At 60.1% G+C, this 22,375-nt stretch carries 18 protein-coding genes; 9 read left to right on the plus strand and 9 right to left on the minus strand.

The features are described from left to right. Positions 1 to 307: 307 nt before the first annotated feature. Positions 308 to 1,189, minus strand: a complete 882-nt coding sequence (locus L8H52_RS29235) for a LysR substrate-binding domain-containing protein (protein ID WP_242210028.1) — start codon at positions 1,187 to 1,189, stop codon at positions 308 to 310. A 224-nt stretch (positions 1,190 to 1,413) separates the two neighbouring features. Here L8H52_RS29235 and L8H52_RS29240 point away from each other — a divergent pair, with 224 nt between their 5' ends. The 6 genes from L8H52_RS29240 to L8H52_RS29265 all read left to right on the plus strand — a co-directional run bounded on the left by L8H52_RS29240 (position 1,414) and on the right by L8H52_RS29265 (position 8,811). Next, positions 1,414 to 3,051, plus strand: coding sequence for a 5-guanidino-2-oxopentanoate decarboxylase (locus tag L8H52_RS29240; RefSeq protein WP_242210023.1), 1,638 nt, complete (start codon positions 1,414 to 1,416; stop codon positions 3,049 to 3,051). Further along, on the plus strand, positions 3,048 to 4,499 hold the full coding sequence (locus L8H52_RS29245) for an aldehyde dehydrogenase family protein (protein WP_242210022.1): 1,452 nt from the start codon (positions 3,048 to 3,050) through the stop codon (positions 4,497 to 4,499). The genes L8H52_RS29240 and L8H52_RS29245 overlap by 4 nt, the downstream gene beginning before the upstream one ends. Positions 4,500 to 4,716: 217 nt before the next feature. Further along, positions 4,717 to 5,820, plus strand: coding sequence for an ABC transporter substrate-binding protein (locus L8H52_RS29250; RefSeq protein WP_242210021.1), 1,104 nt, complete (start codon positions 4,717 to 4,719; stop codon positions 5,818 to 5,820). A gap of 168 nt (positions 5,821 to 5,988) precedes the next feature. Next, entirely contained in the window at positions 5,989 to 6,897 is a 909-nt protein-coding gene (locus L8H52_RS29255; RefSeq protein WP_242210020.1) for an ABC transporter permease, read from the plus strand. Further along, a complete protein-coding gene (locus L8H52_RS29260; RefSeq protein ID WP_242210019.1) occupies positions 6,894 to 7,742 on the plus strand; it encodes an ABC transporter permease in 849 nt (282 codons plus the stop codon). Before L8H52_RS29255 ends, L8H52_RS29260 begins: the two co-directional genes overlap by 4 nt. 13 nt (positions 7,743 to 7,755) lie before the next feature. Beyond that, complete coding sequence (locus tag L8H52_RS29265; protein WP_242210018.1) at positions 7,756 to 8,811, plus strand: ABC transporter ATP-binding protein; 1,056 nt, start codon at positions 7,756 to 7,758, stop codon at positions 8,809 to 8,811. 226 nt (positions 8,812 to 9,037) lie between these two features. Here L8H52_RS29265 and L8H52_RS29270 read toward each other — a convergent pair whose 3' ends face one another. Continuing rightward, a complete protein-coding gene (locus L8H52_RS29270; RefSeq protein ID WP_242210017.1) occupies positions 9,038 to 9,967 on the minus strand; it encodes an AraC family transcriptional regulator in 930 nt (309 codons plus the stop codon). 338 nt (positions 9,968 to 10,305) lie between these two features. Here L8H52_RS29270 and L8H52_RS29275 point away from each other — a divergent pair, with 338 nt between their 5' ends. Together L8H52_RS29275 and L8H52_RS29280 are read left to right on the plus strand one after the other, a co-directional pair. Further along, complete coding sequence (locus L8H52_RS29275) at positions 10,306 to 10,659, plus strand: antibiotic biosynthesis monooxygenase family protein (RefSeq protein WP_242210015.1); 354 nt, start codon at positions 10,306 to 10,308, stop codon at positions 10,657 to 10,659. A 44-nt stretch (positions 10,660 to 10,703) separates the two neighbouring features. Continuing rightward, entirely contained in the window at positions 10,704 to 10,946 is a 243-nt protein-coding gene (locus L8H52_RS29280; RefSeq protein WP_242210003.1) for a hypothetical protein, read from the plus strand. A 4-nt stretch (positions 10,947 to 10,950) separates the two neighbouring features. Here L8H52_RS29280 and L8H52_RS29285 read toward each other — a convergent pair whose 3' ends face one another. Then, on the minus strand, positions 10,951 to 11,580 hold the full coding sequence (locus L8H52_RS29285; RefSeq protein WP_122598824.1) for a flavin reductase family protein: 630 nt from the start codon (positions 11,578 to 11,580) through the stop codon (positions 10,951 to 10,953). Between the two features lie 275 nt (positions 11,581 to 11,855). Next, positions 11,856 to 12,131 (minus strand): hypothetical protein, encoded by a 276-nt coding sequence (locus L8H52_RS29290; protein WP_034153461.1) that lies wholly within the window; start codon positions 12,129 to 12,131, stop codon positions 11,856 to 11,858. 341 nt (positions 12,132 to 12,472) lie between these two features. On the opposite strand from L8H52_RS29290, the gene L8H52_RS29295 reads away from it, so the two are divergent. Further along, on the plus strand, positions 12,473 to 13,228 hold the full coding sequence (locus L8H52_RS29295) for a hypothetical protein (RefSeq protein ID WP_242210000.1): 756 nt from the start codon (positions 12,473 to 12,475) through the stop codon (positions 13,226 to 13,228). 150 nt (positions 13,229 to 13,378) lie between these two features. On the opposite strand, the gene L8H52_RS29300 is transcribed toward L8H52_RS29295, so the two are convergent. From L8H52_RS29300 to L8H52_RS29320, 5 genes are all read right to left on the minus strand, one after another. After that, the gene (locus tag L8H52_RS29300) at positions 13,379 to 14,698 is read right to left on the minus strand and encodes an MFS transporter (protein ID WP_242209997.1); all 1,320 of its coding nucleotides are present in this window, start codon (positions 14,696 to 14,698) and stop codon (positions 13,379 to 13,381) included. Positions 14,699 to 15,083: 385 nt separating this feature from the next. Then, positions 15,084 to 16,412 (minus strand): sigma-54 dependent transcriptional regulator, encoded by a 1,329-nt coding sequence (locus tag L8H52_RS29305; RefSeq protein WP_242209994.1) that lies wholly within the window; start codon positions 16,410 to 16,412, stop codon positions 15,084 to 15,086. Then, positions 16,412 to 18,172, minus strand: a complete 1,761-nt coding sequence (locus L8H52_RS29310; RefSeq protein ID WP_242210031.1) for an ATP-binding protein — start codon at positions 18,170 to 18,172, stop codon at positions 16,412 to 16,414. The genes L8H52_RS29305 and L8H52_RS29310 overlap by 1 nt, the downstream gene beginning before the upstream one ends. Positions 18,173 to 18,274: 102 nt before the next feature. Continuing rightward, on the minus strand, positions 18,275 to 20,950 hold the full coding sequence (locus tag L8H52_RS29315) for an RHS repeat-associated core domain-containing protein (protein ID WP_242209984.1): 2,676 nt from the start codon (positions 20,948 to 20,950) through the stop codon (positions 18,275 to 18,277). 27 nt (positions 20,951 to 20,977) lie between these two features. Continuing rightward, positions 20,978 to 22,375 (minus strand): RHS repeat-associated core domain-containing protein (locus L8H52_RS29320; RefSeq protein ID WP_277930613.1); only part of this gene is annotated, 1,398 nt, incomplete at its 5' end.

Below are 22,375 nucleotides of genomic sequence, written 5' to 3' on the forward strand. Positions count from 1 at the left end.
CAGCCCTCTCCCGGAGGGAGAGGGAGCCGACCGAGGTGTCTGGCGTTGTACATCGACCTGAGCGATCGAGTCGATTATGGATTCAACGCAGTAATTTCACGTCGGCGTATTTCTAGAGCATCCCCCAATCAGTCCCCTCTCCCGGAGGGAGAGGGAGCCGATCGAGGTGTCTGGCGTTGTACATTGACCTGAGTGATCGAGTCGATTATGGATTCGGTACAGCACCTTCAGGTCGCTGTAACTCGACAAAACAACTCGGTCAGTCCCCTCTCCCTCTGGGAGAGGGTTAGGGTGAGGGGAAATAGCCTCACCGCAAATGCGCCTGCTCCACCAGCCAGATCATCAACTCCTCCAGCTGCGGCGAAGGCTCGGTTCCCGCAGGCACCACCACGTAATACGCCAACCCCGTCCTCACCTTCAATTCAAACGGCATCACCAGCCGCCCGGCGCGCAAGTCATCACCAATCAACGACCAGTCGCCAATCGCCACCCCCGTCCCATGCGACGCCATCGACATCGCCTGATCCAGCGTTTCGAAATGCTGGCCCATGTTGACGTTATTCAACTGCAGTTCGGCCGCTGTCAGCCACACCGTCCAGTCGTGGATATCGCGGGTCGGATGCAGCAATAGATGCTGTTGCAGATCAGCCGGGTCAGTCAGTGCCGGTTGGCCTTTCAACAGGGCCGGTGAGCAGACCGGGGTCAGTTGTTCATCGAACAGATGCAGCGCGGTCGATGAGTTGTCCGGTGGCGTTCCATAGATCACCGCCGCATCGAATTGCTCGCGCTGAAAGTCCACGCCATGAGCCAGGGTAGTCGTCAGTTTGACCGGCACATCCGGGCGTTCCTTTTGCCATTGCAGCAGACGCGGCACCAGCCAGCGCATCACGCAACTCGGCGCCTTGAGTTGCAGGGTTTCGCGCTTGAGGCCGATCTGCTCGGTCGCTTCAGTGATCAGACCGAAGACCTTTTCTACTCGCGGCAGCCACTCACGACCTTCGGCGGTCAGCTCCAGACCCCGAGCCAGACGGATGAACAATTCATACCCCAGATGATCTTCCAGTCCGGCGATCTGCCGGCTCACTGCGCCTTGGGTGATGTGCAACTGCTCGGCGGCCCGGGTGAAGTTGCAGCACTGCGCGGTGATCAGAAACGTATGCAGGGCGGGCAGGGGAGGCAGTCGTTTCATGTGGATCCAAGGTATGACGTGAGGACATGGCTAGTATGACTTTTAATCGATTGTTGCCGCTACCTGCCGACCGTTCAATGAGCCCATGTTCAGGTCATGTGGGAGCGAGCCTGCTCGCGAAGGCTGTTTCACATTCAGCATTGATGTTGGCTGATCCAGCGCTTTCGCGAGCAGGCTCGCTCCCACAAGGGATCTGTGTTTTTAGCTGACAAAAGGGCAATGACATGGCGACGTGTGGCGAAGTACTGGTCAAGTTACTCGAAGGTTATGGGGTCGAGCAGGTGTTCGGCATTCCCGGCGTGCACACCGTGGAGCTGTATCGCGGGCTGGCCCGTTCGAGCATCAACCACGTCACCCCACGGCATGAGCAAGGCGCCGGTTTCATGGCTGACGGTTATGCACGCACCAGTGGCAAACCGGGTGTGTGCTTCATCATCACCGGGCCGGGCATGACCAACATCACCACGGCGATGGGCCAGGCTTACGCCGACTCGATCCCGATGCTGGTGATTTCCAGCGTGCAGAGCCGCAATCAGTTGGGCGGCGGGCGCGGCAAGTTGCACGAGTTGCCGAACCAGAGCGCATTGGTCGCTGGCGTTGCGGCGTTCTCCCACACCCTGATGTCGGCGTCGGAATTGCCTGGCGTGCTCGCTCGCGCATTCGCCTTGTTCCAGGCCGGTCGTCCGCGTCCGGTGCACATCGAAATTCCGCTGGACGTGTTGGTGGAAGAGGCCGATGAGCTGCTCGCCAGTGTCCCGGTCAATATCGACCGCGCCGGTGCCGCGCCCGCTGCCGTAAGCCGTTTGAGCGCGTTGCTGGCCGGTGCCCAACGTCCGTTGATCCTCGCCGGCGGCGGTGCGATCGACGCCGCTGCGGAGCTCACTGAACTGGCCGAACTGCTCGACGCCCCCGTGGCGCTGACCATCAACGCCAAAGGCATGCTGCCGTCGACGCATCCGCTGCTGATCGGTTCGACGCAAAGTCTGGTCGCCACTCGTGCACTGGTCGCTGATGCCGATGTGGTGTTGGCGATCGGCACCGAACTGGCCGAAACCGATTACGACGTGACCTTCGCCGGTGGCTTCGAGATTCCCGGCAAACTGCTGCGCATCGACATCGACGCCGATCAGACCGTGCGTAACTATCCGCCACACGTGGCGCTGGTTGCTGACTCGCGCAACGCCGCCCAAGCACTGCTCAGCGCCTTGTCGCACAAGCCGCTGGCCGAGCGCCGCAACGATTGGGGCCAGGTGCGCGCGGCGCGTCTGCGTGATGATCTGGCCGCGAGCTGGGATGCACCGACTTTGGCGCAAACCCGTTTCCTCGAAACCGTGCTGCACGAATTGCCCGACGCGGTGTTCGTCGGCGATTCCACACAACCGGTGTACACCGGCAACCTCACCTTTAATCCGGAGCGCCCGCGCCGCTGGTTCAACTCGTCGACCGGTTACGGCACGCTCGGTTATGCGTTGCCAGCCGCGATTGGCGCATGGCTCGGTGGACAGCTCGACAAAGGCACGCGGCCACCGGTGGTGTGCCTGATCGGCGACGGCGGTCTGCAATTCACCCTGCCGGAACTGGCCAGCGCCGTCGAAGCGCGCACGCCAGTGATCGTCCTGCTGTGGAATAACCAGGGCTACGAAGAGATCAAGAAGTACATGGTCAACCGCGCCATCGAGCCGGTCGGCGTCGACATCTACACCCCGGACTTTATCGGTGTGGCCAAGGCCCTCGGCTGCGCTGCCGAAGCGATCAGCTCGGTGGAACAACTGCGCAGTGCGCTGCGTGCCGCCACCGATCGCCAAGGCCCGACGGTGATCGAAATCGACCAGAACCAGTGGATGCAGGCGGTGGCCCAATGATCAGTTTCCCAACCACACTCGACGGCCTCTACATCAACGGCCAATGGTCGGCCGGTCGCGAACATCTGCGGGTGATCAACCCGGCCACCGAGGCGCTGCTGACCACGGTCAATGGCGGTGACGAGCAGGCGGCCGAGCAAGCGGTTGCTGCTGCCACGGCAGCATTCAAGGACTGGTCGAAAACCACTGGCGCCGAGCGTGGCGCGATCCTGCGCAACATCGCCAATGGCGTGCGTAACGGTCGCGATCATTTGATCAATCTGCAATCGAGCAACAACGGCAAACCGCAGTTCGAAGCAGCCATCGACGTCGACGATGTGATCGCCACCTTCGAGTACTACGCCGAACTCGCCGAAGGCCTCGACGTGAAACAGGACAGCAACGTGCCGCTGCCCAGCGATGATTTCAGCGCACGCCTGCGCCGCGAACCGTGCGGTGTGGTCGGGCTGATCGTGCCGTGGAATTTCCCCATGGTGACCACCGCGTGGAAACTCGCGCCGGCCCTCGCCGCCGGTTGCTGCGTGGTGTTGAAACCGTCGGAAGTCACGCCGCTGCCGGAGCTGGAACTGGCGGCAATCATCGCCGAAGCCGGTCTGCCCAACGGTGTGTTCAACGTCGTCTGCGGCACCGGTCTGGCGGTGGGCGCGCCGCTGTCGGCGGATCCGCGTATCGCCAAGATCTCGTTCACGGGCAGCAACGCCGTCGGTGTTCAGGTGATGCAGCGCGCCGCCGAAACGGTGAAGGGCGTGAGCCTGGAGCTGGGCGGCAAATCTTCGTTGCTGGTGCTGGACGATGCCGATCTGGAGCTGGCGGTAGAGCTGGCCTGCGGTGGCGGTTTCTTCAACGCCGGGCAGATGTGCTCTGCCACCAGCCGCGTGTTGGTTGCCGATGAATTGGCGGACGAGTTTCTTGAACGTTTGCAAAAGCGTGCGCAAGCGATCCGCGTGGCGGATCCGTTCGACCCGGACGTGGAGATGGGCGCACTGGTCAATCAGGCGCAATACCAGCGTGTGCTCGGGCACATTGATCGCGGCCTGAGTGCCGGAGCGAAGCTGCTTTGCGGCGGCAATCGTCCAGCGGATTTGCCACGCGGCTATTTTTTGCAGCCAACGGTGTTCACCGACGTGCCCCTCGACAGTGCGCTGTGGTGCGAAGAGATTTTCGGCCCGGTGCTGTGCGTGCGCCGCTTCAGCAGCGAAGCCGAAGCAATCGCCTTGGCCAACGACAGCCAGTTCGGCCTCGTCGCCAGTGTGGTGACGCGTAACGCCGAAACGGCCGACCGAGTCGCCAACGCCCTGCAGGCGGGGCTGGTGTGGCTCAACGCGCCGCAAGTGATCTTCCCGCAAACCGCGTGGGGCGGTTACAAGCAGAGCAGCATCGGCCGCGAATTGGGGCCGTGGGGCCTGGCCGCATTTCAGGAAATCAAACACGTGATCCGGGCGCTCTGAACGCCCGAAAAAGGTCAGCGCATGCCTCGCAACGAGGCATGCGTCGGCGTCATGGCTTCAATGAGTTTTTATCGATAGTCAGGTGTTTTGCACGACCTCAGGATGAACCCGTCGGCAGCGCTCAAGCCCTTGTAAATCGGGGCCTGGCGCGGATCCGGCCGCGCGGATGCAACGGTTGCGACCAACCTCATACTTAAAAGAACAAAGGGAGTCCGTCATGGGCGAGCACGATCTGAACAGGCGTCAATTCATTAAAACCGTCGGCGTCGCCTCGGTGGCTGCGGCCGCCCTGAGCATGCCCTTCATCCGCGCGAGTGCCAGCGACACGCGGTTCGCCGGCAAGACCCTGCGCTTGCTGACGTGGTCGGATGACACCGGCCTCGCCGCACTGCGTAACATTGCCGCCACGTTCGAAGCCAAGACCGGCGCCAAGGTCATCGCTGACCGCACCGGCAGCACCTCGGAAATGGTCGCCAAACTCAAGGCCGGCGGTGATCGTCCGCAGTACGACATCATCACTCTGGCCGGTGTCGGCGCCGAAGGTCTGGCCGCCGCCGGACTGCTGGAAAAACCCGACCTCAACCGCATTCCCAACCTCGTCGACGTCCCGGAAAAATACCGCACCGGCGCCAATGGCCACGGCATCGGTTACCTGTTGTGGTGCAACAGTCTGGTTTACAGCACCCGCACGCAAAAAGAAGCGCCAACCAGTTACGCCGCGCTGTGGGACGCCGATCTGGCACCGAACATTTTCCTGCCGCCGCCGAACTGGACCGAAGCGATGGACCTGATCATCATCGCCGCGAAACTGGCCGGTGGTGACGAACACAACATCGAACCGGGCTTCAAAAAACTCGCCGAACTCAAGGATCGCGTGGTGACGCTGGGCGAGAACCCGAACCAGATTGCCGAGCTGTTCCGCACCGGTTCGCTGGACATGGGCGGCCTCTATGCACCGGCATTTTTCCCCAAGCAGATTCGCGATCCGAACTACGGCCTCGGCGCCACTTTCGGCATGAAGGAAGGTTTTTACACTGACTTGATGTTGTCAGTGATGCCGAAGAATCGTCCGGGCGATACCGATCTGGCTTACGCGTTTATCGACCACTCACTCGACCCGCTGGTGCAGGGCAAGATGGCCGAGGACATCTTCAACGGCCCGGTCAACGCCAAGGCGATCATCTCCGCCGAAGCGCGCAAGAGCCCGTTCATCCTCACGCCGGAGCAGATTGCCGAGAAGGCGATCATGCACGACAACGCGTTCCTGGCCACCGTGCACGACCAATGGATTCGTCGCTATACGGAAATCTTTTCTTCCTGACGCCGTCCTCCCAGACATCACAGAACCCTTGTGGGAGCGAGCCTGCTCGCGAATGCGTCAGCACAGTCAGTATTGATGTGACTGACACAGCGCCTTCGCGAGCAGGCTCGCTATCACAGGAGACAGAGGTGTCTGGCAGATTCGTTTTCCATTGACGAGATCATTGCTATGGAACATCAATCCCTGACCCAAACGGTCGGCGCCGCAGCCGCGCGTCCGGCGCGCAGTATTTCGCCGACTGCGCGGGCGTGGCTTTTCCTCACGCCGTCGATGCTGTTTCTCGGCGTGCTCATCGCCGCCAGCCTGTTGGTGCTGCGCATGAGCGTCGGCACCAAAGGCGCGGAGTGGAGCGGTTTCAGTCTGGCCAGTTACGCCCAGTTGCTCGAACCGTACTACCTGAAATCCTTGCTGCTGACCTTGCGTCTGGCGCTGATCAGCGCGGTGATTGCCGTGGTGCTGGCGATCCCGGTGGCGTACACCATGTCACGGCTGACCTCGCCGTTCCTGCGACGGATTTTTCTCGCCGCCGTGCTGCTGCCGTTGCTGGTCAATCTGCTGCTGCAAAGCTATGGCTGGCTGGTGATTCTCGGCCCCGCCGGCATGCTCAATCAGGCACTGATGGGCCTGGGCCTGATCAAGCGGCCGATCATGTTGCTGTACAACCAGAACGGCGTGTTGATGGGCCTGGTGCAAACCGCGTTTCCGCTCGCCGTGCTGCCGATCGCCAGCGCCATGCGCGGTGTCGCCCGCACTTACGAAGAGGCCGCTGCGACCCTCGGCGCCAGCCGTTTTCAGGTGTTCCGCCAAGTGGTGTTGCCGATGAGTTTGCCGGGGATCATCACTGGCGCGACGCTGGTGTTCGCTTACAACGCCAGCAGCTTTGTGGTGCCGTTGCTGCTCGGTGGCCGGCGCGTGCCGATGCTCGCGGTGATGGTGCATGACCAGATCGCGCCGCTGATGAACTGGCCTGCCGCGTCCGCTGCCGGCGTCGTGCTGATCATCACCACCCTCGCAATCATGACTTTGTCCGAATACATCACTGGCCGTCGTCGGCGTCTGCTGGAGGCTTCGCAATGAGTGCCCTGACCAAGAAACGCATGGCGCTGCTGCCCGGCGAAACCGGCAAGTTCGCCGGCACCCTCTCCGGCTTCATTCTGCTGCTGGCAGTGTTGCCGATCCTGACCATGATCGTCATGTCGTTCAGTGGTGCGTCGAATCTCGACTTCCCGCCGAGCAGCTACAGCCTGCAATGGTACAAAGCGGCCTGGCACACCTTCGTTTCGCCGGACGCCAGCGACGTGTTGAGCCTCGGTCAGGCGATGGCCACCAGCCTGTTGGTGTCGTGCCTGACCATGGTTTTTGCCACGCTGATTGCGGTGCCCGCCGCTTATGCGCTGACCCGCTGCGAGTTCCGTGGCAAAGCCGTGGCGCTGCAACTGATGTCACTGCCGCTGGTGTTTCCGATGGTGGTGTTGGGTCTGGCGTTGTTGTTGGTGTTCGACAGTTTGCCGTTCCACATGACCACCTCGCGGCTGGTGATTGCCCACGTGATTCTGGCCTTGCCGTTTGTGGTGAAGAACTGCACCGCTGCGATGCTTTCCATCGGCAGTGAAGTCGAGGAAGCGGCGCGGATGCTTGGCGCTTCACCGCTGCGCGCGATTGTCGATGTGGTGGTGCCGTTGATGAAGTCGGGGATTCTGGCGGGCATGCTGCTGGCGTTCATCGTCTCGTTCAACGAATTCACCGTAACCTATTTCCTCTACACCATCGACGTCATGACCGTGCCGATCTGGATGTACAGCCGCACCGTCTCATCGCTCGACCCTACCGTGTTCTCGTTTGCCGTGCTGATCGTGCTGATCGACTTCGTCCTGATCTGGGCGCTGGAGAAGCTGGTGGGCGAGGGCGGCGTTTCCTTTTGATTTGAGGTGCAACATGACTGGTCTGATTCTGGAAAACGTCGAGAAATTCTACGGCTCGGCGTGCGCGGTACAAGACGTCAACCTGCATTTGCCGGAAGGCAAACTGGTGTGTTTTCTCGGCCCGTCCGGCTGCGGCAAAACCACTTTGCTGCGGATGATCGCCGGGCTGGAAACCTTGAGTGGTGGCGAGATTCGTCTGGACGGCGAAGACATCGGCCAGACCCCGGCGCACTTGCGCAACTTCGGCATGGTCTTTCAGTCGCTGGCGCTGTTCCCGCACATGACTGTCGGCGAGAACATCGCCTACCCGCTGAAGTTGCGCGGCGTCAGCAAGGCTGATCAGCAGAAACGGGTGGTGGAGTTGCTGGAGCTGATCCAGTTGCAGGCGATGATCGATCGCCCGGTGGCAAAACTCTCCGGTGGGCAAAGGCAACGCGTGGCGATTGCCCGGGCGATTGCTTCGCACCCGAAAATCCTTCTGCTCGACGAACCGCTGTCAGCGCTCGACGCCAAGCTGCGCGAGTCGATGCAGGTGGAAATCCGCCAACTGCAACAACGCCTGAACATCACCACGATCATGGTCACCCACGACCAGCGCGAAGCGATGACCATGGCCGATATTGTCGTGGTGCTGGGCGAGCACAAGGTGCAGCAGATCGGTACGCCGATCGAAATCTATCGGCATCCGGCCAATGAGTTTGTCGCGGACTTCATTGGTTCGGGCAACATCTTTCCGGCCACGGTACTGGGCGACGGCAAGGTCAGCCTGCCGGGTGGTGACGCGCTGCAAGTGCCGATCTGCAGCAGCATTGTCGTCGGGCAGAAGGTGAAGATGCTGATACGCCCGGAGGACCTGCAACTGTCCGCGCCGCAAGCGACGGCGGGGAATCGGTTGCTTGGCAAAGTGACGTTTGTGCGCGATATCGGCGCGACCATCGAGACCACGGTGGAGTGTTCCGGAGTGACGTTTACGGCGTTGAGTACGCCGTGTCAGGGGATCGGCTTGGGGATCGGGCACCCGGTGTCGGTGACGTTGCCGGCGGAGGCTTGTCGGGTGTTGGAGGATTAGAGCGAGGTCTGATTCCGAATCGCCCCTCACCCCAGCCCTCCCGAAACGTCGGACCGCCCGGAGGGAGAGGGAGCCGACCGAGGTGTCAGGCGTTATCCATCGACCTGAAAAATCCAGTTGATTATGGATTCGGCGAAGTACTTTCAGGTCGGTGTACTTCCAGAATATCCCCCAATCAGTCCCCTCTCCCTCCGGGAGAGGGCTAGGGTGAGGGGCTTCTAAAAGGTCACACCGAAAGCCGCAACCGCGCCAGATCCCGCAACGGCGGCGCACCAAACAAACGGCTGTACTCACGGCTGAACTGCGACGGACTTTCATACCCCACGCGATACCCCGCCGCCGATGCTTCCAGCCCTTCAGCCAGCATCAAGCGCCGCGCCTCTTGCAGGCGCAGCTGCTTCTGATACTGCAGCGGACTCATCGCCGTCATCGCCTTGAAGCGGTGATGCAAGGTCGAGACGCTGAGGTTCACTTCTTTGGCCAGATCATCAATGCGCAACGGCTGCTCGAAGTTGCCGTTGAGCCATTTGATCGCCTGGCTGATGCGATGGCTCTGACTGTTGGCGATCGCGATTTCATACAAGCGATGCCCCTGCGGGCTGCGCAGCAGGCGATAGAGAATCTCCCGGCGAATCAACGGCGCGAGCATGGCGATGTCTTTCGGCGCATCGAGCAGACGCGCCAGACGCAGCACCGCATCGAGCATGGAACTGTCGATCTGTTCGACATACAAACCACGCCCGGTCGGCCGGGTCGGCACGCCCATGGGACCGGCATCGGCGATCAGTGCGGTGATTTCTGTCGGGTCGATGTCGAGGCGCACGGCGAGGATCGGATCTTCCGGCGAGACATTCACCACGCGTCCGCTCAGCGGCATCGATACCGATACCACCAGATAATTCAACGGGTCGTAATTGAAGAACTCGTCCGCTAGCCGCACCTCTTTGCGTCCCTGCGCCATGATGCACAGCGCCGGTTGCGCGAGCACCGGGGCAAAGTCGTGGGATTTTGTGTGGCGCGACATGAACAGTGAGCCGATGGCGGTCTCGTAGCTGCCATCGTCGGTGGTGTTGCGGCGGATGATCGCCGCCAGTTCCGCGCGCTGTTTTTCCATGTCAGCGGTGGGTTCGGCTTGAAAACGATCGAATGACGTCATGCACGGCATCCTCGGCAGGGGAGGTGGAATGGAGCAGAGCATATGTTTGTGCAAGCGCCAGCGGTAGACACATCCTGCGAAATGCTTGCCTGATTCTGCCTGGGCTTGTGTGCGTGCCCAGCCATAGCAGGACGCAGAGCGGAAAACTTGCTTGATACGCCGTATGACAACCGTGTGACGCAGTTTTACAGGTTGTTACAGGTCCCGTATGCAGTCTCGCAGGATTGTGCAACGCGGCGGCAGGAATCGACTAACGGCGCCGGGTGCGTGGCCCTTAACCTTTGATCCTGTCGCAGCCCGTCCCCCGGCTGCCACGCGACTCCCTGGGAGGGTTGAACATGTCCAAGCAGATTCCCGTCAGTCATATGGCCTTCGTTCGAGCGCGCGCCGGGCGTTCGGCGGAACTCGGTGTACGCCTCAGCGCGTTGATCGATCCGTCCCGCGCTGCCCCCGGTTGCCTGAGCTTTGCCTTGCAGCATTCGCAGTGTGATCCCGAGTTGTGGCTGGTCTCCGGGTTCTGGAGCAGCCAGCAAATGATGACCAACTATTTCAACAGCCCGTCGATGGAAATCTTCGCCGAGCTGGTGCAGGAGCTGGTGGTCAACAGCCTCGACTTCCACACCTTCAAGGACGTTTCGGTCGCGCAAGCGCTCGGCCAATGTCCGGCGCCGGTACACAAACTCGTCGGTTGAGGGTTTAATGTCCGGCTTAATTTGTCTGAGCCGGGATGTGTGACATGGCACGTAAAGAGTTCGAACACTTCGAAGCAGTTTCCGCAGTCGTCCCCGTCGAGTTGGGCGGCAACAAGGGCTATCACGCGGCAATCGCGGTCAAGGCCCTGGTCGATGGCGGCGCACCACGCTTTCACAAACTGCTGAATGATCAGGTCTTCCCCGGCGCCATCGCTGCCGACGAGGCGGCTATCAATCAGCTGGATAACCTCAAAGGCGTCACTGACGACGCCGAGTTGATCTGGTAACGCGTTACTTGCTGGCGCCCGGACGCCACATCTTGAACAGGGCTTCAGGCCCCAGCTGGAAATAATCCGCCGGCCCGCCGCCACGCAGAATCGGTTCTGCCGCGGCGGTGTCGTAGATGCCGTCCTTCAACAGCCACTTGGCGATATGCACGGCGACCACTTCGCCGAGGATCAGCCAGCTCGGCACCGTCTCGCCATCGGCGCGCTGCAACTGAATGATCTGCGTGACCTTGCACTCGAAGGACACCGGGCTTTCGGCCACTCGCGGCACCGAAATCACTTTTGACGCGACCGTCGTCAATCCCGCCAATTCAAATTCATTGACCTCAGGCGCGACCATCGCGCAGCTCTGGTTCATCTGCTCGGCCAGCGGGCGGGTAGCGAGGTTCCAGACGAATTCGCCGGTCTGCTCGATATTGTTCAGGCTGTCTTTGCGCCCGACGCTGGAAAAACCAATGATCGGCGGAATGTAGTTGAAGGCATTGAAAAAGCTGTACGGCGCCAGGTTGAGCTGGCCGTTGGCATCCTGCGAAGAAATCCAGCCGATCGGACGCGGACCGACGATGGCGTTGAACGGATCGTGGGGCAGACCGTGGCCGTTGGCGGGTTCGTAGAAATGGATGTCATCGGGCATGGCGGGTGGTCCTGGAGAAGGCTGAATCAGATGGCCAATAGTGCAAGTACACGCCACATATTTCCAGCAAGACACCGATATTCCAATCGATGAAGTTCCCCTGTGGGAGCGAGCCTGCTCGCGAAAGCGCCGGGTCATTCACAACGATGTCGACTGAAATGACGTCTTCGCGAGCAGGCTCGCTCCCACAGGGTTTGGTGTGAACTCAGGAAATTATCATGCCCCAGAAATGACTAAGCCCGGCCAAGGCCGGGCTGTGGGAGGACTGCTGATACTTAGCTGATGGCAGCGGCAGTGCCGGTTTTGTCGAAGCCGTCAGCAGCGACCGTTTTACCCAGGTTGGTCTTGTCGAAACCATCGGCAGCTACCGCTTTGCCAATGTTGGTTTTATCAAAACCATCAGCAGCATAAGTGCCGGTGTGGCTGGTTTCGATGGCAGCGCTGGCGCCGTTGATGAAGTCGGCGGATTTGGTGCGATCCGAGCCGTCGGCAGCGAAGGTATTGGCAGCCAGCACGGACAGGGTCAGGGCGAGGATCAGTTTGGTTTTCATGGCGGTTACTCCAGATTCGTTGGCGATGTGTCTTGCTTGGGTTTAATGCTACGCCAACTAAATTGATTAAAAAGCGCAAAATAATACTAAAAACAATCGATTAACTTGATATTAAGGGCGACGCGTTGAATTCGCTTTCGTCGTCGGAGCGAGCGTCGCGCAGGTCATCGATCAGGTGATTGCACAATGCAGGGCCAGCATTAATTAGCGATTAATCGCTGTTTTGCGCTGCGTGACAGATTTTTCATACTTTGCCGACCGCTTTTTCACCGTTGCGACGCCAGTCTGCCCGTGGCCAGAAAACCAAGAACCGGCCGTCACACACTGGAGCTGTCCCCGCGATGAATAAACTGCCTCAAATCACCCTGGCCTTCTGGGTCATGAAAATCTGCGCGACGACCCTGGGGGAAACCGCGGGGGATTTGCTGTCGATGACCCTCAACGTCGGTTATGCGCTGAGCTCGCTGATTCTGATCAGCGTCTTCGTCCTGACGCTGATCACCCAGTTGATGGCCAAGACTTACAAGCCATTGCTGTACTGGCTGGTGATCCTGTCGACCAGCACCGCCGGCACGACCATGTCGGACTTCATGGACCGCACCCTCGGGCTCGGTTACGCCACGGGCTCGATGATCCTTATCGCCATTCTGCTGGCGATCTTCGCCGCGTGGCGCCTGAGCGGTGATTCGCTCAACGTCAGCAAGGTGCAGACCTTCCGTGGCGAGATGTTCTACTGGATGGCGATTCTGTTTTCCAACACCCTCGGCACGGCGCTGGGCGATTACCTGGCCGACGATTCAGGGCTGGGTTTTGCCGGTGGCGCGCTGCTGATCGGCTCGACCATCGCGGCCGTCGTGCTGCTGAAGTACTTCACCAGGATTTCGACGGTGGTGTTGTTCTGGGTGGCGTTCGTGCTGACCCGGCCGTTCGGCGCGACCTTGGGTGACTTGATGACCAAGCCCCATGAGAAGGGTGGGCTGGACTTTGGCACCATCGGTTCGTCGGCGGTGCTGGCGGGGATTTTGCTGGTGATGATTGTCGGCGCGTCTTATGCGCAGAAGCGCTATGGCAGACAGCAAGTTGCCGAGTTGACTTGATACCGGGTCGCCCTCATTCGCGAGCAAGCTCGCTCCCACAGGGTAATGGGGTGCCCACAGAATATGTGAACACCACCGACCACTGTGGGAGCGAGCTTGCTCGCGAAGGGGCCAGAACAATCACCACAATGGTGACTGAATCTACACCGGTCAGTCAGTCACGATGCGCGAATGCTTCTGGGTGTCTTTCATGGTGATGTACACCAGCAACGACACCGCGATGCACGCGGTCACGTACCAGTAGTAACCGGTTTCCATGCCGATGCTCTTGAACCAGAGTGCGATGTATTCAGCGGTGCCGCCGAAGATCGACACGGTCAGCGCGTACGGCAGGCCCACGCCCAGCGCGCGGATTTCGGTCGGGAACAGTTCGGCTTTCACCACCGCGTTGATCGAGGTGTAGCCGCTGACGATGATCAGCGCCGCCATGATCAGGAAGAACGCGCCCCACCAGGTCTGAATGGTGTGCAGGGTCATCAGGATCGGCACCGTGAAGATCGTCCCCAGCACGCCGAAGGCGATCAGGATCGGACGACGGCCGATCTTGTCCGACAGGCCGCCGATGATCGGTTGCAGGCACATGAACAGGAACAGCGTGGCGGCAGAAATGGTGGTCGAGTCGGAGATGCTCATGCCGACGGTGTTCACCAGATATTTCTGCATGTAGGTGGTGTAGGTGTAGAACGCCAGGGTGCCGCCCATGGTCAGGCCAACCACGGTCAGCAGCTCTTTGGGGTGGCGCATCAAGGTGCGCATGGCGCTTTCCTTGGACTTTTCTTTCTTGGTGAACGACTCGGTTTCTTCCATGCCACGACGCAGGTACAGCGCCACGACCGCACACAGCGCGCCGATGGCGAACGGGATACGCCAGCCCCACGCGTACAGCTGTTCAGTGGTCAGCACGTTTTGCAGGACGATCAGTACGCCCAGCGCGATGAGCTGGCCGGAGATCAGCGTCACGTACTGGAAGCTGGAGAAGAAGCCGCGACGTTCCTTGGTCGCCATCTCCGAGAGATAGGTCGCCGAGGTGCCGTATTCGCCGCCGACCGACAGGCCTTGCAGCAAGCGCGCGAACACCAGCAGGATCGGCGCGCCGATGCCGATGGTTTCGTAGTTCGGGCTGAGGGCGATCAGCAGCGAGCCGAAGCACATCAGGTAGACCGACGCCATCAGGGCTTTTTTACGTCCGACCTTGTCGGCGTACATACCCATCAGCCAGCCACCGATCGGGCGCATCAGAAAGCCGACGGCGAAAATCGCGGCGGTGTTCATCAGTTGGGCGGTGGTGGAACCGGCAGGAAAGAAGCTTTTCGCGAAGTACAGGGAGAAGGCGGCATACACGTACCAGTCGTACCACTCGACCATGTTGCCGACGGAGCCGCTGAAGATCGATTTGATCCGGCTGGCGGTGGTTCGTTCTTTGGCGGGCACGGCAGCCGACCCAAGAGGCAGGGCGTTGGAGTTATCCATTGAAGGATCCTTCGTTTAATTGTTTTTGTGGAGCGCGTTGAAACGCAGCCTGCGAGGGCTATAGCAGGAGGTGTGCCAACGGGGGGAGGGCCGGTTTAGAGGGGGTGACGGGATTGGGTGGGCGGATTTGTGCCGATGGAATTGATCTTGTGAGCGGATTTCCGCTCATGGGGATGAAAGTCAAAAGCCCCTCACCCTAGCCCTCTCCCAGGGGGAGAGGGGACTGACCGAGTGGATTGTTCGAGTTGCACCGACTGGAGATATCGAGTCGAACTCAGGTTTTGAACAGCACAAAGATCGGCTCCCTTTCCCCCTCGCCCCCTTGGGGGAGAGGGCTGGGGTGAGGGGGATGGATTTCAGCTACACCGAAAATCCCGACCCAGCCTCACTCAGCCAGAAACATCTCCCGACTCAACCCATGCCGCTGCAGCTTTTCATTGAACGTGCGGCGCGGCAGTTGCAGTTCTTCTAGCACCGCTTTCACATCACCCTTGTGCCGGGTCAGGGCCGCGCGCAAACACTGCGCTTCAAACGCCTCCTGCTGCGCCGCCAGCGATTGCCCGGGATCGATCCCCGGTGCCGGTTCATCCAGACCCAACACCTGGCGTTCGGCAACGTTGGCCAGTTCGCGCACGTTGCCCGGCCAGTCGTGGCTGAGCAGATGGCTCAATTGCGCGCCACTCAAGGGGGGAAAGGTACGCCCCAGACGTTCAGCGGCATTGTGGGCGAAGGTTTCGAACAGCAGCGGGATGTCTTCGCGACGATCGCGCAGCGGCGGCAAGCGCAGTTCGGCGACGTTCAGGCGATAGGCCAGATCCTCGCGAAAACGTCCGGCCCGTGCCTCGTCGAGCAGGTCCGGTTTGGTCGCTGCGACAATCCGCAGATCGACGCGAATGCTCTGGTTCGAACCCAGCCGTTCAAGCTTCTGCTCCTGCAACACGCGCAGCAGTTTCACCTGTTGCGCCAGCGGCATGCTTTCGATTTCATCGAGAAACAGGGTGCCGCCATCGGCGTATTCGAGTTTGCCGATGCGCTTGCCCGAGGCTCCGGTAAACGCGCCGCTCTCGTGGCCGAACAACTCGGCTTCGAACAGTTGCTCAGGAATCGCCGCGCAGTTCAGCGCCACGAACGGCTTGGCCGCTCGTGGGCCAAAATCATGCAGGCAACGCGCGACCAGTTCCTTGCCGCTGCCGGTTTCACCCCGAATCAATACGTTGACCGGCAACGCCGCGAGGTCCAGCACTTGCCGGCGCAACGTCTGCAAACCACGGGAGACGCCGAGCAGGGTCGCATCGAGTTTCGCGCGGTTGTCGGCCTGCTCGTGCAGCGCACGGTTCTCCAGAATCAGACGGCGTTTGTCCAGCGCCCGACGCAAACTGCCGAGAAGGGTTTCCGGGCTGAACGGTTTTTCCAGAAAGTCGTAAGCACCGTCGCGCATCGCCTCGACGGCCATCGGTACATCGCCATGGCCGGTGAGCAGAATCACTGGCAGATCTGCGTCGCGTTTCTGCACTTCGGCCAATAACGCCAGCCCGCCCATGCCGGGCATGCGCACATCGCTGAGGATCACCCCGGCAAAGTGCGCGGGCAGGGCGGCGAGGCAGTCTTCGGCGCGGCTGAACAGTTGAACTTCGAACCCGGACAGGCTCAGCCACTGCTCGACGGCGCTGCGAATGCTGCTTTCGTCATCGACCACCATTACCGAATTGAGCATCAGATGTGTGCCTCCAGATCGATCGGCAAAGTCAGGCTGAACACCGCGCCGCTGTCGCCATTTTCGGCGCTCAGACGGCCGCCGGATTCATGCACGATGGCGAAGGATACCGCCAAACCGAGGCCGAGGCCGTCACCCACCGGTTTAGTGGTGAAGAACGGATCGAAGACCTGGCCCAAATGGTCTTCGGCGATGCCGCCGCCATTGTCGCTGACGCTCAGGCGCCACAATTGTTCATCGGCTTCCAGGCGGATTTCGAGACGCTTGCACGCTTTGCCCTGCATCGCATCGAGGGCGTTGCGCAGCAGGTTGATCAGCACCTGTTCGAGACGAATCGCATCACCGCGCACCCACGCCGGACGAGTCAGGTGCAGCACCAGACTGACCTGTTCGTCACGCAGCCGTGCATCGAGCAACTGCAATGACTGATCGACCACCGTCGCCAGATCCAGTCGTTCGCGCAAGCCGCTGGGGCTTTTGCGCGCGAAGGTTTTAAGGTGGCCGGTGAGTGCGGCCATGCGCGTGAGCATTTCGTCCACCGGTTTCAACGCCTTATAGGCATCGTCGACACGGCCATGTTCGAGCAGCAGGCGCAGGGTCGCCAGTTGCATGCGCTGCGCGGTCAGCGGCTGATTGATTTCGTGGGCCAGTGCGGCGGACATCTGGCCGAGCGCGGCGAGTTTGGCCGATTGCACCAGACCGTCCTGCGCAGTGCGCAAATCGCGGGTGCGTTCTTCCACCAGCTGTTCAAGCTCTTCGCGGTTGCGTTGACGAATCTTCGACAGGCGCCAGCGCTGGTTGAGAAACAGCAGCAGAAACACCAGCGCCAGCCACACTCCGGCGGCGGCGAGGCCGGCGTTGCGCAGGTCTTCGAAGGCCACTTGCGGATGGCGGAGCAGGTGCAGGGTCCAGCCTTCGGCGCTCAGGGGCAGCGATTCCCACAGATAATCCGCTGTGCCCTCGGGGCCTTCAACGCGGCGCAGATCACTGTTGTCATCGAAGCTGCGCAGCGACAAATGGGTCAGTGGCAGCAGCGACTGTTTGTCGTACTGCCGCGTGGCCTTGATCTCGGCCATGTCACTGGCGCTCAACGGATGCAGCGCGCGGTAGCGCCAGCCGGGCTGGTTGGCGATGAAGATGATTCCGCGCGCATCGCTGACCAGCAGCGTGTCATTGCCCTGACTCCATTCCCGTTCCAGCTCGGGGAATTCCAGCTTGACCACCATTGCGCCGAGGAACTCGTCGTTATCGCCCAGTACCGCGCTGGAGAGGAAGTAGCCGGGGATTCCGCTGGTCACGCCAACGGCGTAAAAACGCCCGGTGCCCTGGGTTCGGGTCTGGCTGAAGTAGGGGCGAAAACCGTAGTTGTGGCCAACGTAACTGCTCGGCAGACGCCAATTGCTGGCGGCCACGGCGAGGCCGGTGTGATCGAGCAGTTCAAGGGTCGAGGATTGTGCCGCGCCGTTGATCTTCTCGAGCTTCAGGTTCAGCGCCGCCTGTTCATCGGCATCGACCGGCCCGGCCAGCGCCGAACGCAATTGCGGATCCAGCGCCAGTACGGCGGGCAGGGCGCGATAGCGGTCGATCAGGGTGTGCAGGGAATTGGCGTACAACGCCAGTTGCTGGTTGGCACGGGCGGCGTCTTCCTCCAGCGCCTGACGTTCGGCGTGGCGGATCGCAAGCGTAGCGGCCAGCGCCGCACCGGCGATGATCAGCAGGGTATACAACGACAGACGCAGAGTACGGGAAGTCGGCAGCATGCTGGGCGAAGGGTCGGCAGGACGGGCGGGCACGATAGCATGGGCAGGCATGACGGCCCATGAGAGCGCAGGTAATCGTACGGTGATCTCGGATTTCTTCAGTTACGCAAAGGATTCCATTGGGGTTGGGCTCGGGGTCTTGTCTCTTTTGAAGAGACCTTTGAATTGTGCAAACCAGGAGTTATCTGCTTGAACGCTATCACCGGCTGCAGATGCGAAGTCGCTCAGGGAGCCACTGATCGAGGATCTGGCTCCCTGACTTTCATTATCCACAGGTTCGACCACGTCAGCAGTTCCGCCGAGCATGGTTTTTTCAAAGTCTACGAACCGTTCGAGAAACTCTCTCACCGATTCACCTGCCGGCGTCCCGGTGGTGAAGCGTAGTCGGTCAACCGCTGGCCAGCCTTGCATAGCCGTCGTCATTTCGTGCATGGCATTTTTCTCAAGAGTGGCAATGTTATTTAGTACGTCGACTGGAATAATGCCTTGCGCACTCTCTGCAAGTCGTCTTGCCTCAACTGCCTGTTTGTGCGCGAATTGAGTCGCTGCACTCAGAACATTGTTTTTGAAGAATATGTATCGAACATAAGCGTAGGCGTGACCACCTGCGTAAGTGCCTAACGCGCCTAAAACCGGCCCTAAATAGGCGGACATATTCTCAATGGGCACGGCTTCGCCCACGGCTATACCAATAGAAGTTCCTAATGACCCGCCGAGGACGCCCCCTCTAGTCAATGCGCCAATGCCACTTTTTTTGCTCAGAAACTGCTTGAAGGTCGTAGCTTTGCGTTGCTCAGGTGACATTGCATTGTCGTCATCTCCAAATTCTTCCACGAACCGGTTCGTCTCGGATTTAAACCCGGCAGCGATCGCTATCCATCCTGGGGATTTGTCCCGCGCGCGTCCATCCGGGTCGATGTACAACAGCGGATTATTCCCCACCATCACATACAAATTCAGCCCATCCACATCCCCCGCCGGGTCCGCACTCACCCAGCGCTGCAACCACGGTGCGTAATACCGCGCGCCGTAGTAATACAGTCCGCTGACATCCATTTCCTTGCCTGAATAACGCACAGTCTTGTAATCCACTGCGCTGCTGGAAGCGGGCAGCCAGATCGCCGTGCCACCGAAGGGATAGTAGGTTTCCTGACTGATAACGTGCGCGTCCTGATCGAGTTCAGTGGTGCTCGAACCCAAGTGATCTTCGAGGCTGTAGCGCATCTGGTTGTTCTCGACCTGCGCCGGTGGTGCGCTGCGCCAATGCAGGCAGCGGACGTTGCCGGGCAGGGTGATCACGTGCAGTTCTTCGCCGTTGTCCCGGGTGCGGATTTCCAGGTCTGGCAGGTAGCGCACCTGATGAAAGTGCGAAGCGGCGGGGTTATGGGTTTCATGACGTTTGGACACGCGCATGCCTTGGCTATAAAGGTAGCTCTCGTGATCATCGGGCAGATCGTTGTTGTGCGTGAGCAAGGTCACCCGACGCAGTTGGTCGCGGGTATTCCACAGCAGTTCCGGGCCGTGGCGAAGTTTGATCTGATTGCCATGAGCATCGAAGGTGGCGGCGAAATCCGGTGGCGGGTCGCCGGCCTCCCAGCGCAGCGCATGATTGCTGGCAGGCGCGACCTTCATCTGGCGGGTATACCCCGTCGTCTCGCGCCCATGCACCAGTTCGATGAGGTTGCCGGCCCGGTCGTATTGGTAATGCTGGGTGTAGTTGTGCAGATTATTCGGGTCGCTCGGCGCAGGGCGCCCCGGCGTGTCAGTGGCGGTCGCGGCTTCATGACCGCTGGCAGCGAGCAGTCGATAGAGCGAGTCATAGCTGAACGCCCGATGACCATCGATGCGCCGGTTGGCGAAAAACACCGGTTCAAAGGTGTGGTCGTCGATGCGCAGGACATTGCCGACAGGGTCGTAGGCATATTCGAGATTCTGCAGCAGAGCTTGTCCGGTAACGCCGGCCTGGGCGTTGATTGGCCAGTCGTTGGCAGGGTCGTAGCGCCAACGATTGATGACTTGATTGCCGGCACGCTGTTCGACCCGCTGTCCGGCCGCGTTGTATTGCAGGCTCGCGACAATGGTTTTTGCGACGTTTTCACCCTGGCGCAGCAGAGCAACCTGCGTGAGCTGGCCGACAACGCTGTACAGGAAGTCCTGGCGGTGACCGCCGGCGTCGGTGTGCGTCAGGCGCTGGTTCAGCGGGCCGAACGTTTGGCGACTGGTATGGGCCTCGCTGTCGTCAAAGGAGCGGGTCTGTACAAGCACCTGGCCGAGCAAGGAAAAACCCTGCAGGTTCAGCGTCCCCGCAGGGTCCTTGAGCGTTGTCATCTGTCCGCACAGATTAAAGTCGACGTCGGCCGAGGCATCGGCGTAGGTGAAGGTTTCGAAGCTGCTCTGATCGGCGCTGGCCTCGCTGAGTATTCGCAGTTGTTCATCGTGCAGGATTCGCCAATGGTTGCCGCGCGCATCCCAGCGCTCCACGACCTGTCCGGCCTCTCCCGGCAGGCTCAGCCGCCAGCCGGCGTCGACACTGTCGACACTCACCGGTAGGCCCGACAGGCTGTAGACATGAGCGAGGTTGGGCTGGGGGCTGGTGCTGAACTGACGCGGATCCCATTGCTCGGTCAAACGACCAACAGCATCGTGCCCTTGGCGGGAGATCAGGGATTCAGCATCAGCGCTGGCCACTTTGCACAAATAGCCGACGTTTCTGACGGGCAGCCCCCTGGGGTCATGAACGTGCAGCGTTGGCGTATGCCGATGCACTGACTGATTCATACCCGCTCACCCGCGCAGTCGGTCATCTCAGGCGGCCTTTTTCTTGTTGGTACGCGCCTGCTTCAGCAGAAACTGGTTGTCGGTGGTGCCCATTTCCTTGTACCAGGCCATTCCGAGTTGAGCCCTGGCAATGTTGTCTAGCACTGCCTTGTTCATTGAGCGCAATTCTGAACGGTGGATGGGAGCCAGAGTTTCCTTGGTGGTCATATTGTTGACGTTCGGCAGGAAATTGGCCGGATAAATCACGTCTGTACCGAGTGCGTCGAATGCGTTTTCGGCCCAAGCGGAACGTTGCTCCACCGCGGCCTTCCAATCGCTGAGCATTTTCTCGATTTTTTCTATTTTCACTGGATCGAGCCGGTTCCTGATGTCTTCGACCTCAATCGCCCGGGCAAACATGTTAAGGGCACCGGGAATGATTCCGATCACCGAACCGATGACTCTGTTCATCATGAAGGAGGGATTGAGAACCGCGTTCAACCCTGGGTGGATAAGTTCACTCTTCAAGTCACTCCAGGACTTGATTTCGTTGACGGCATCCTCGATGCCCAGTTTCTTATCAATGGCGCTGACGGACATCTGTGAGGTTTGCGGGATGAGGGCGCCGAATTTCAGCCCGGTACTGTTCGCATATGGATTGGCGAGTGCACCGCCGGCATCGCCACCGATGTTGCCACCGACTAATCCAGAAACGCTTACGAAAGACTGTGCCTGAGACAATCCGGGCGCTATGGCATTAAATACTTGACCTCCCACACCTCCGCCCTCGTAACCGGCAACCCCCAGCACCACTTCGCCGACGAAATTTGTCAGCAGATCAAGTGCGACGTCTTCAGGGTGAAAAACGTTGGTCAGTTGCCCTCCGAGTTGTCCGGTATTGTCATGGAGTTCTGAAATGAATTGTGAATACAACATGATCACACCTTCCGCTCGCGTGTTCCCGTCGGGATCAACGAAGCGCATCGGGTTGTTGCCCACAAACGCGTAAAGGTTCAGACCATCTGCCAGCTCGGCATCCTTACTGACCCAGCGCTGCAGCCACGGCGCGTAATAGCGGGCGCCGTAGTAATACAGCCCGCTGACATCCATTTCCTTGCCCGAATAGCGAATGAACCTGTAGCTCACTTCAAGCGTTGAGTGAATTGCCATCCATGCGGTTTCACCGAAGGGGTAATAACCTTCCTGGCTGACCAGTTGCGCCTGTTGATCCAGTTCCAGCACACAGGAGCCGAGGTGATCTTCGAGGCTGTAGCGCAGTTGATCGACATCGATTCTTTCGGGTTTCTTTGCCCGCCAATGCAGGCAGCGGACATTGCCGACGCTGATTACGTGCAGTTCTTCGCCGTTGTCGCGGGTGCGGATTTCCAGCCCCGGCAAATAGCGGACCTGATGGAAATGTTCGGCGTTGGCGGCCAGATATTCGTA

Origin of the sequence: Pseudomonas sp. CROZ-RG-20F-R04-15 (assembly GCF_022662375.1) — a bacterium.
Classification (GTDB): Bacteria; Pseudomonadota; Gammaproteobacteria; order Pseudomonadales; family Pseudomonadaceae; genus Aquipseudomonas.

Excerpts from the sequence above, each read along its gene's own strand:
- L8H52_RS29235 (WP_242210028.1), bottom strand. The coding sequence starts at position 1,189 with ATGAAACGACTGCCTCCCCTGCCCGCCCTGCATACGTTTCTGATCACC.
- L8H52_RS29240 (WP_242210023.1), top strand. The coding sequence starts at position 1,414 with ATGGCGACGTGTGGCGAAGTACTGGTCAAGTTACTCGAAGGTTATGGG.
- L8H52_RS29245 (WP_242210022.1), top strand. The coding sequence starts at position 3,048 with ATGATCAGTTTCCCAACCACACTCGACGGCCTCTACATCAACGGCCAA.
- L8H52_RS29250 (WP_242210021.1), top strand. The coding sequence starts at position 4,717 with ATGGGCGAGCACGATCTGAACAGGCGTCAATTCATTAAAACCGTCGGC.
- L8H52_RS29255 (WP_242210020.1), top strand. The coding sequence starts at position 5,989 with ATGGAACATCAATCCCTGACCCAAACGGTCGGCGCCGCAGCCGCGCGT.
- L8H52_RS29260 (WP_242210019.1), top strand. The coding sequence starts at position 6,894 with ATGAGTGCCCTGACCAAGAAACGCATGGCGCTGCTGCCCGGCGAAACC.
- L8H52_RS29265 (WP_242210018.1), top strand. The coding sequence starts at position 7,756 with ATGACTGGTCTGATTCTGGAAAACGTCGAGAAATTCTACGGCTCGGCG.
- L8H52_RS29270 (WP_242210017.1), bottom strand. The coding sequence starts at position 9,967 with ATGACGTCATTCGATCGTTTTCAAGCCGAACCCACCGCTGACATGGAA.
- L8H52_RS29275 (WP_242210015.1), top strand. The coding sequence starts at position 10,306 with ATGTCCAAGCAGATTCCCGTCAGTCATATGGCCTTCGTTCGAGCGCGC.
- L8H52_RS29280 (WP_242210003.1), top strand. The coding sequence starts at position 10,704 with ATGGCACGTAAAGAGTTCGAACACTTCGAAGCAGTTTCCGCAGTCGTC.
- L8H52_RS29285 (WP_122598824.1), bottom strand. The coding sequence starts at position 11,580 with ATGCCCGATGACATCCATTTCTACGAACCCGCCAACGGCCACGGTCTG.
- L8H52_RS29290 (WP_034153461.1), bottom strand. The coding sequence starts at position 12,131 with ATGAAAACCAAACTGATCCTCGCCCTGACCCTGTCCGTGCTGGCTGCC.
- L8H52_RS29295 (WP_242210000.1), top strand. The coding sequence starts at position 12,473 with ATGAATAAACTGCCTCAAATCACCCTGGCCTTCTGGGTCATGAAAATC.
- L8H52_RS29300 (WP_242209997.1), bottom strand. The coding sequence starts at position 14,698 with ATGGATAACTCCAACGCCCTGCCTCTTGGGTCGGCTGCCGTGCCCGCC.
- L8H52_RS29305 (WP_242209994.1), bottom strand. The coding sequence starts at position 16,412 with ATGCTCAATTCGGTAATGGTGGTCGATGACGAAAGCAGCATTCGCAGC.
- L8H52_RS29310 (WP_242210031.1), bottom strand. The coding sequence starts at position 18,172 with ATGCTGCCGACTTCCCGTACTCTGCGTCTGTCGTTGTATACCCTGCTG.
- L8H52_RS29315 (WP_242209984.1), bottom strand. The coding sequence starts at position 20,950 with ATGAATCAGTCAGTGCATCGGCATACGCCAACGCTGCACGTTCATGAC.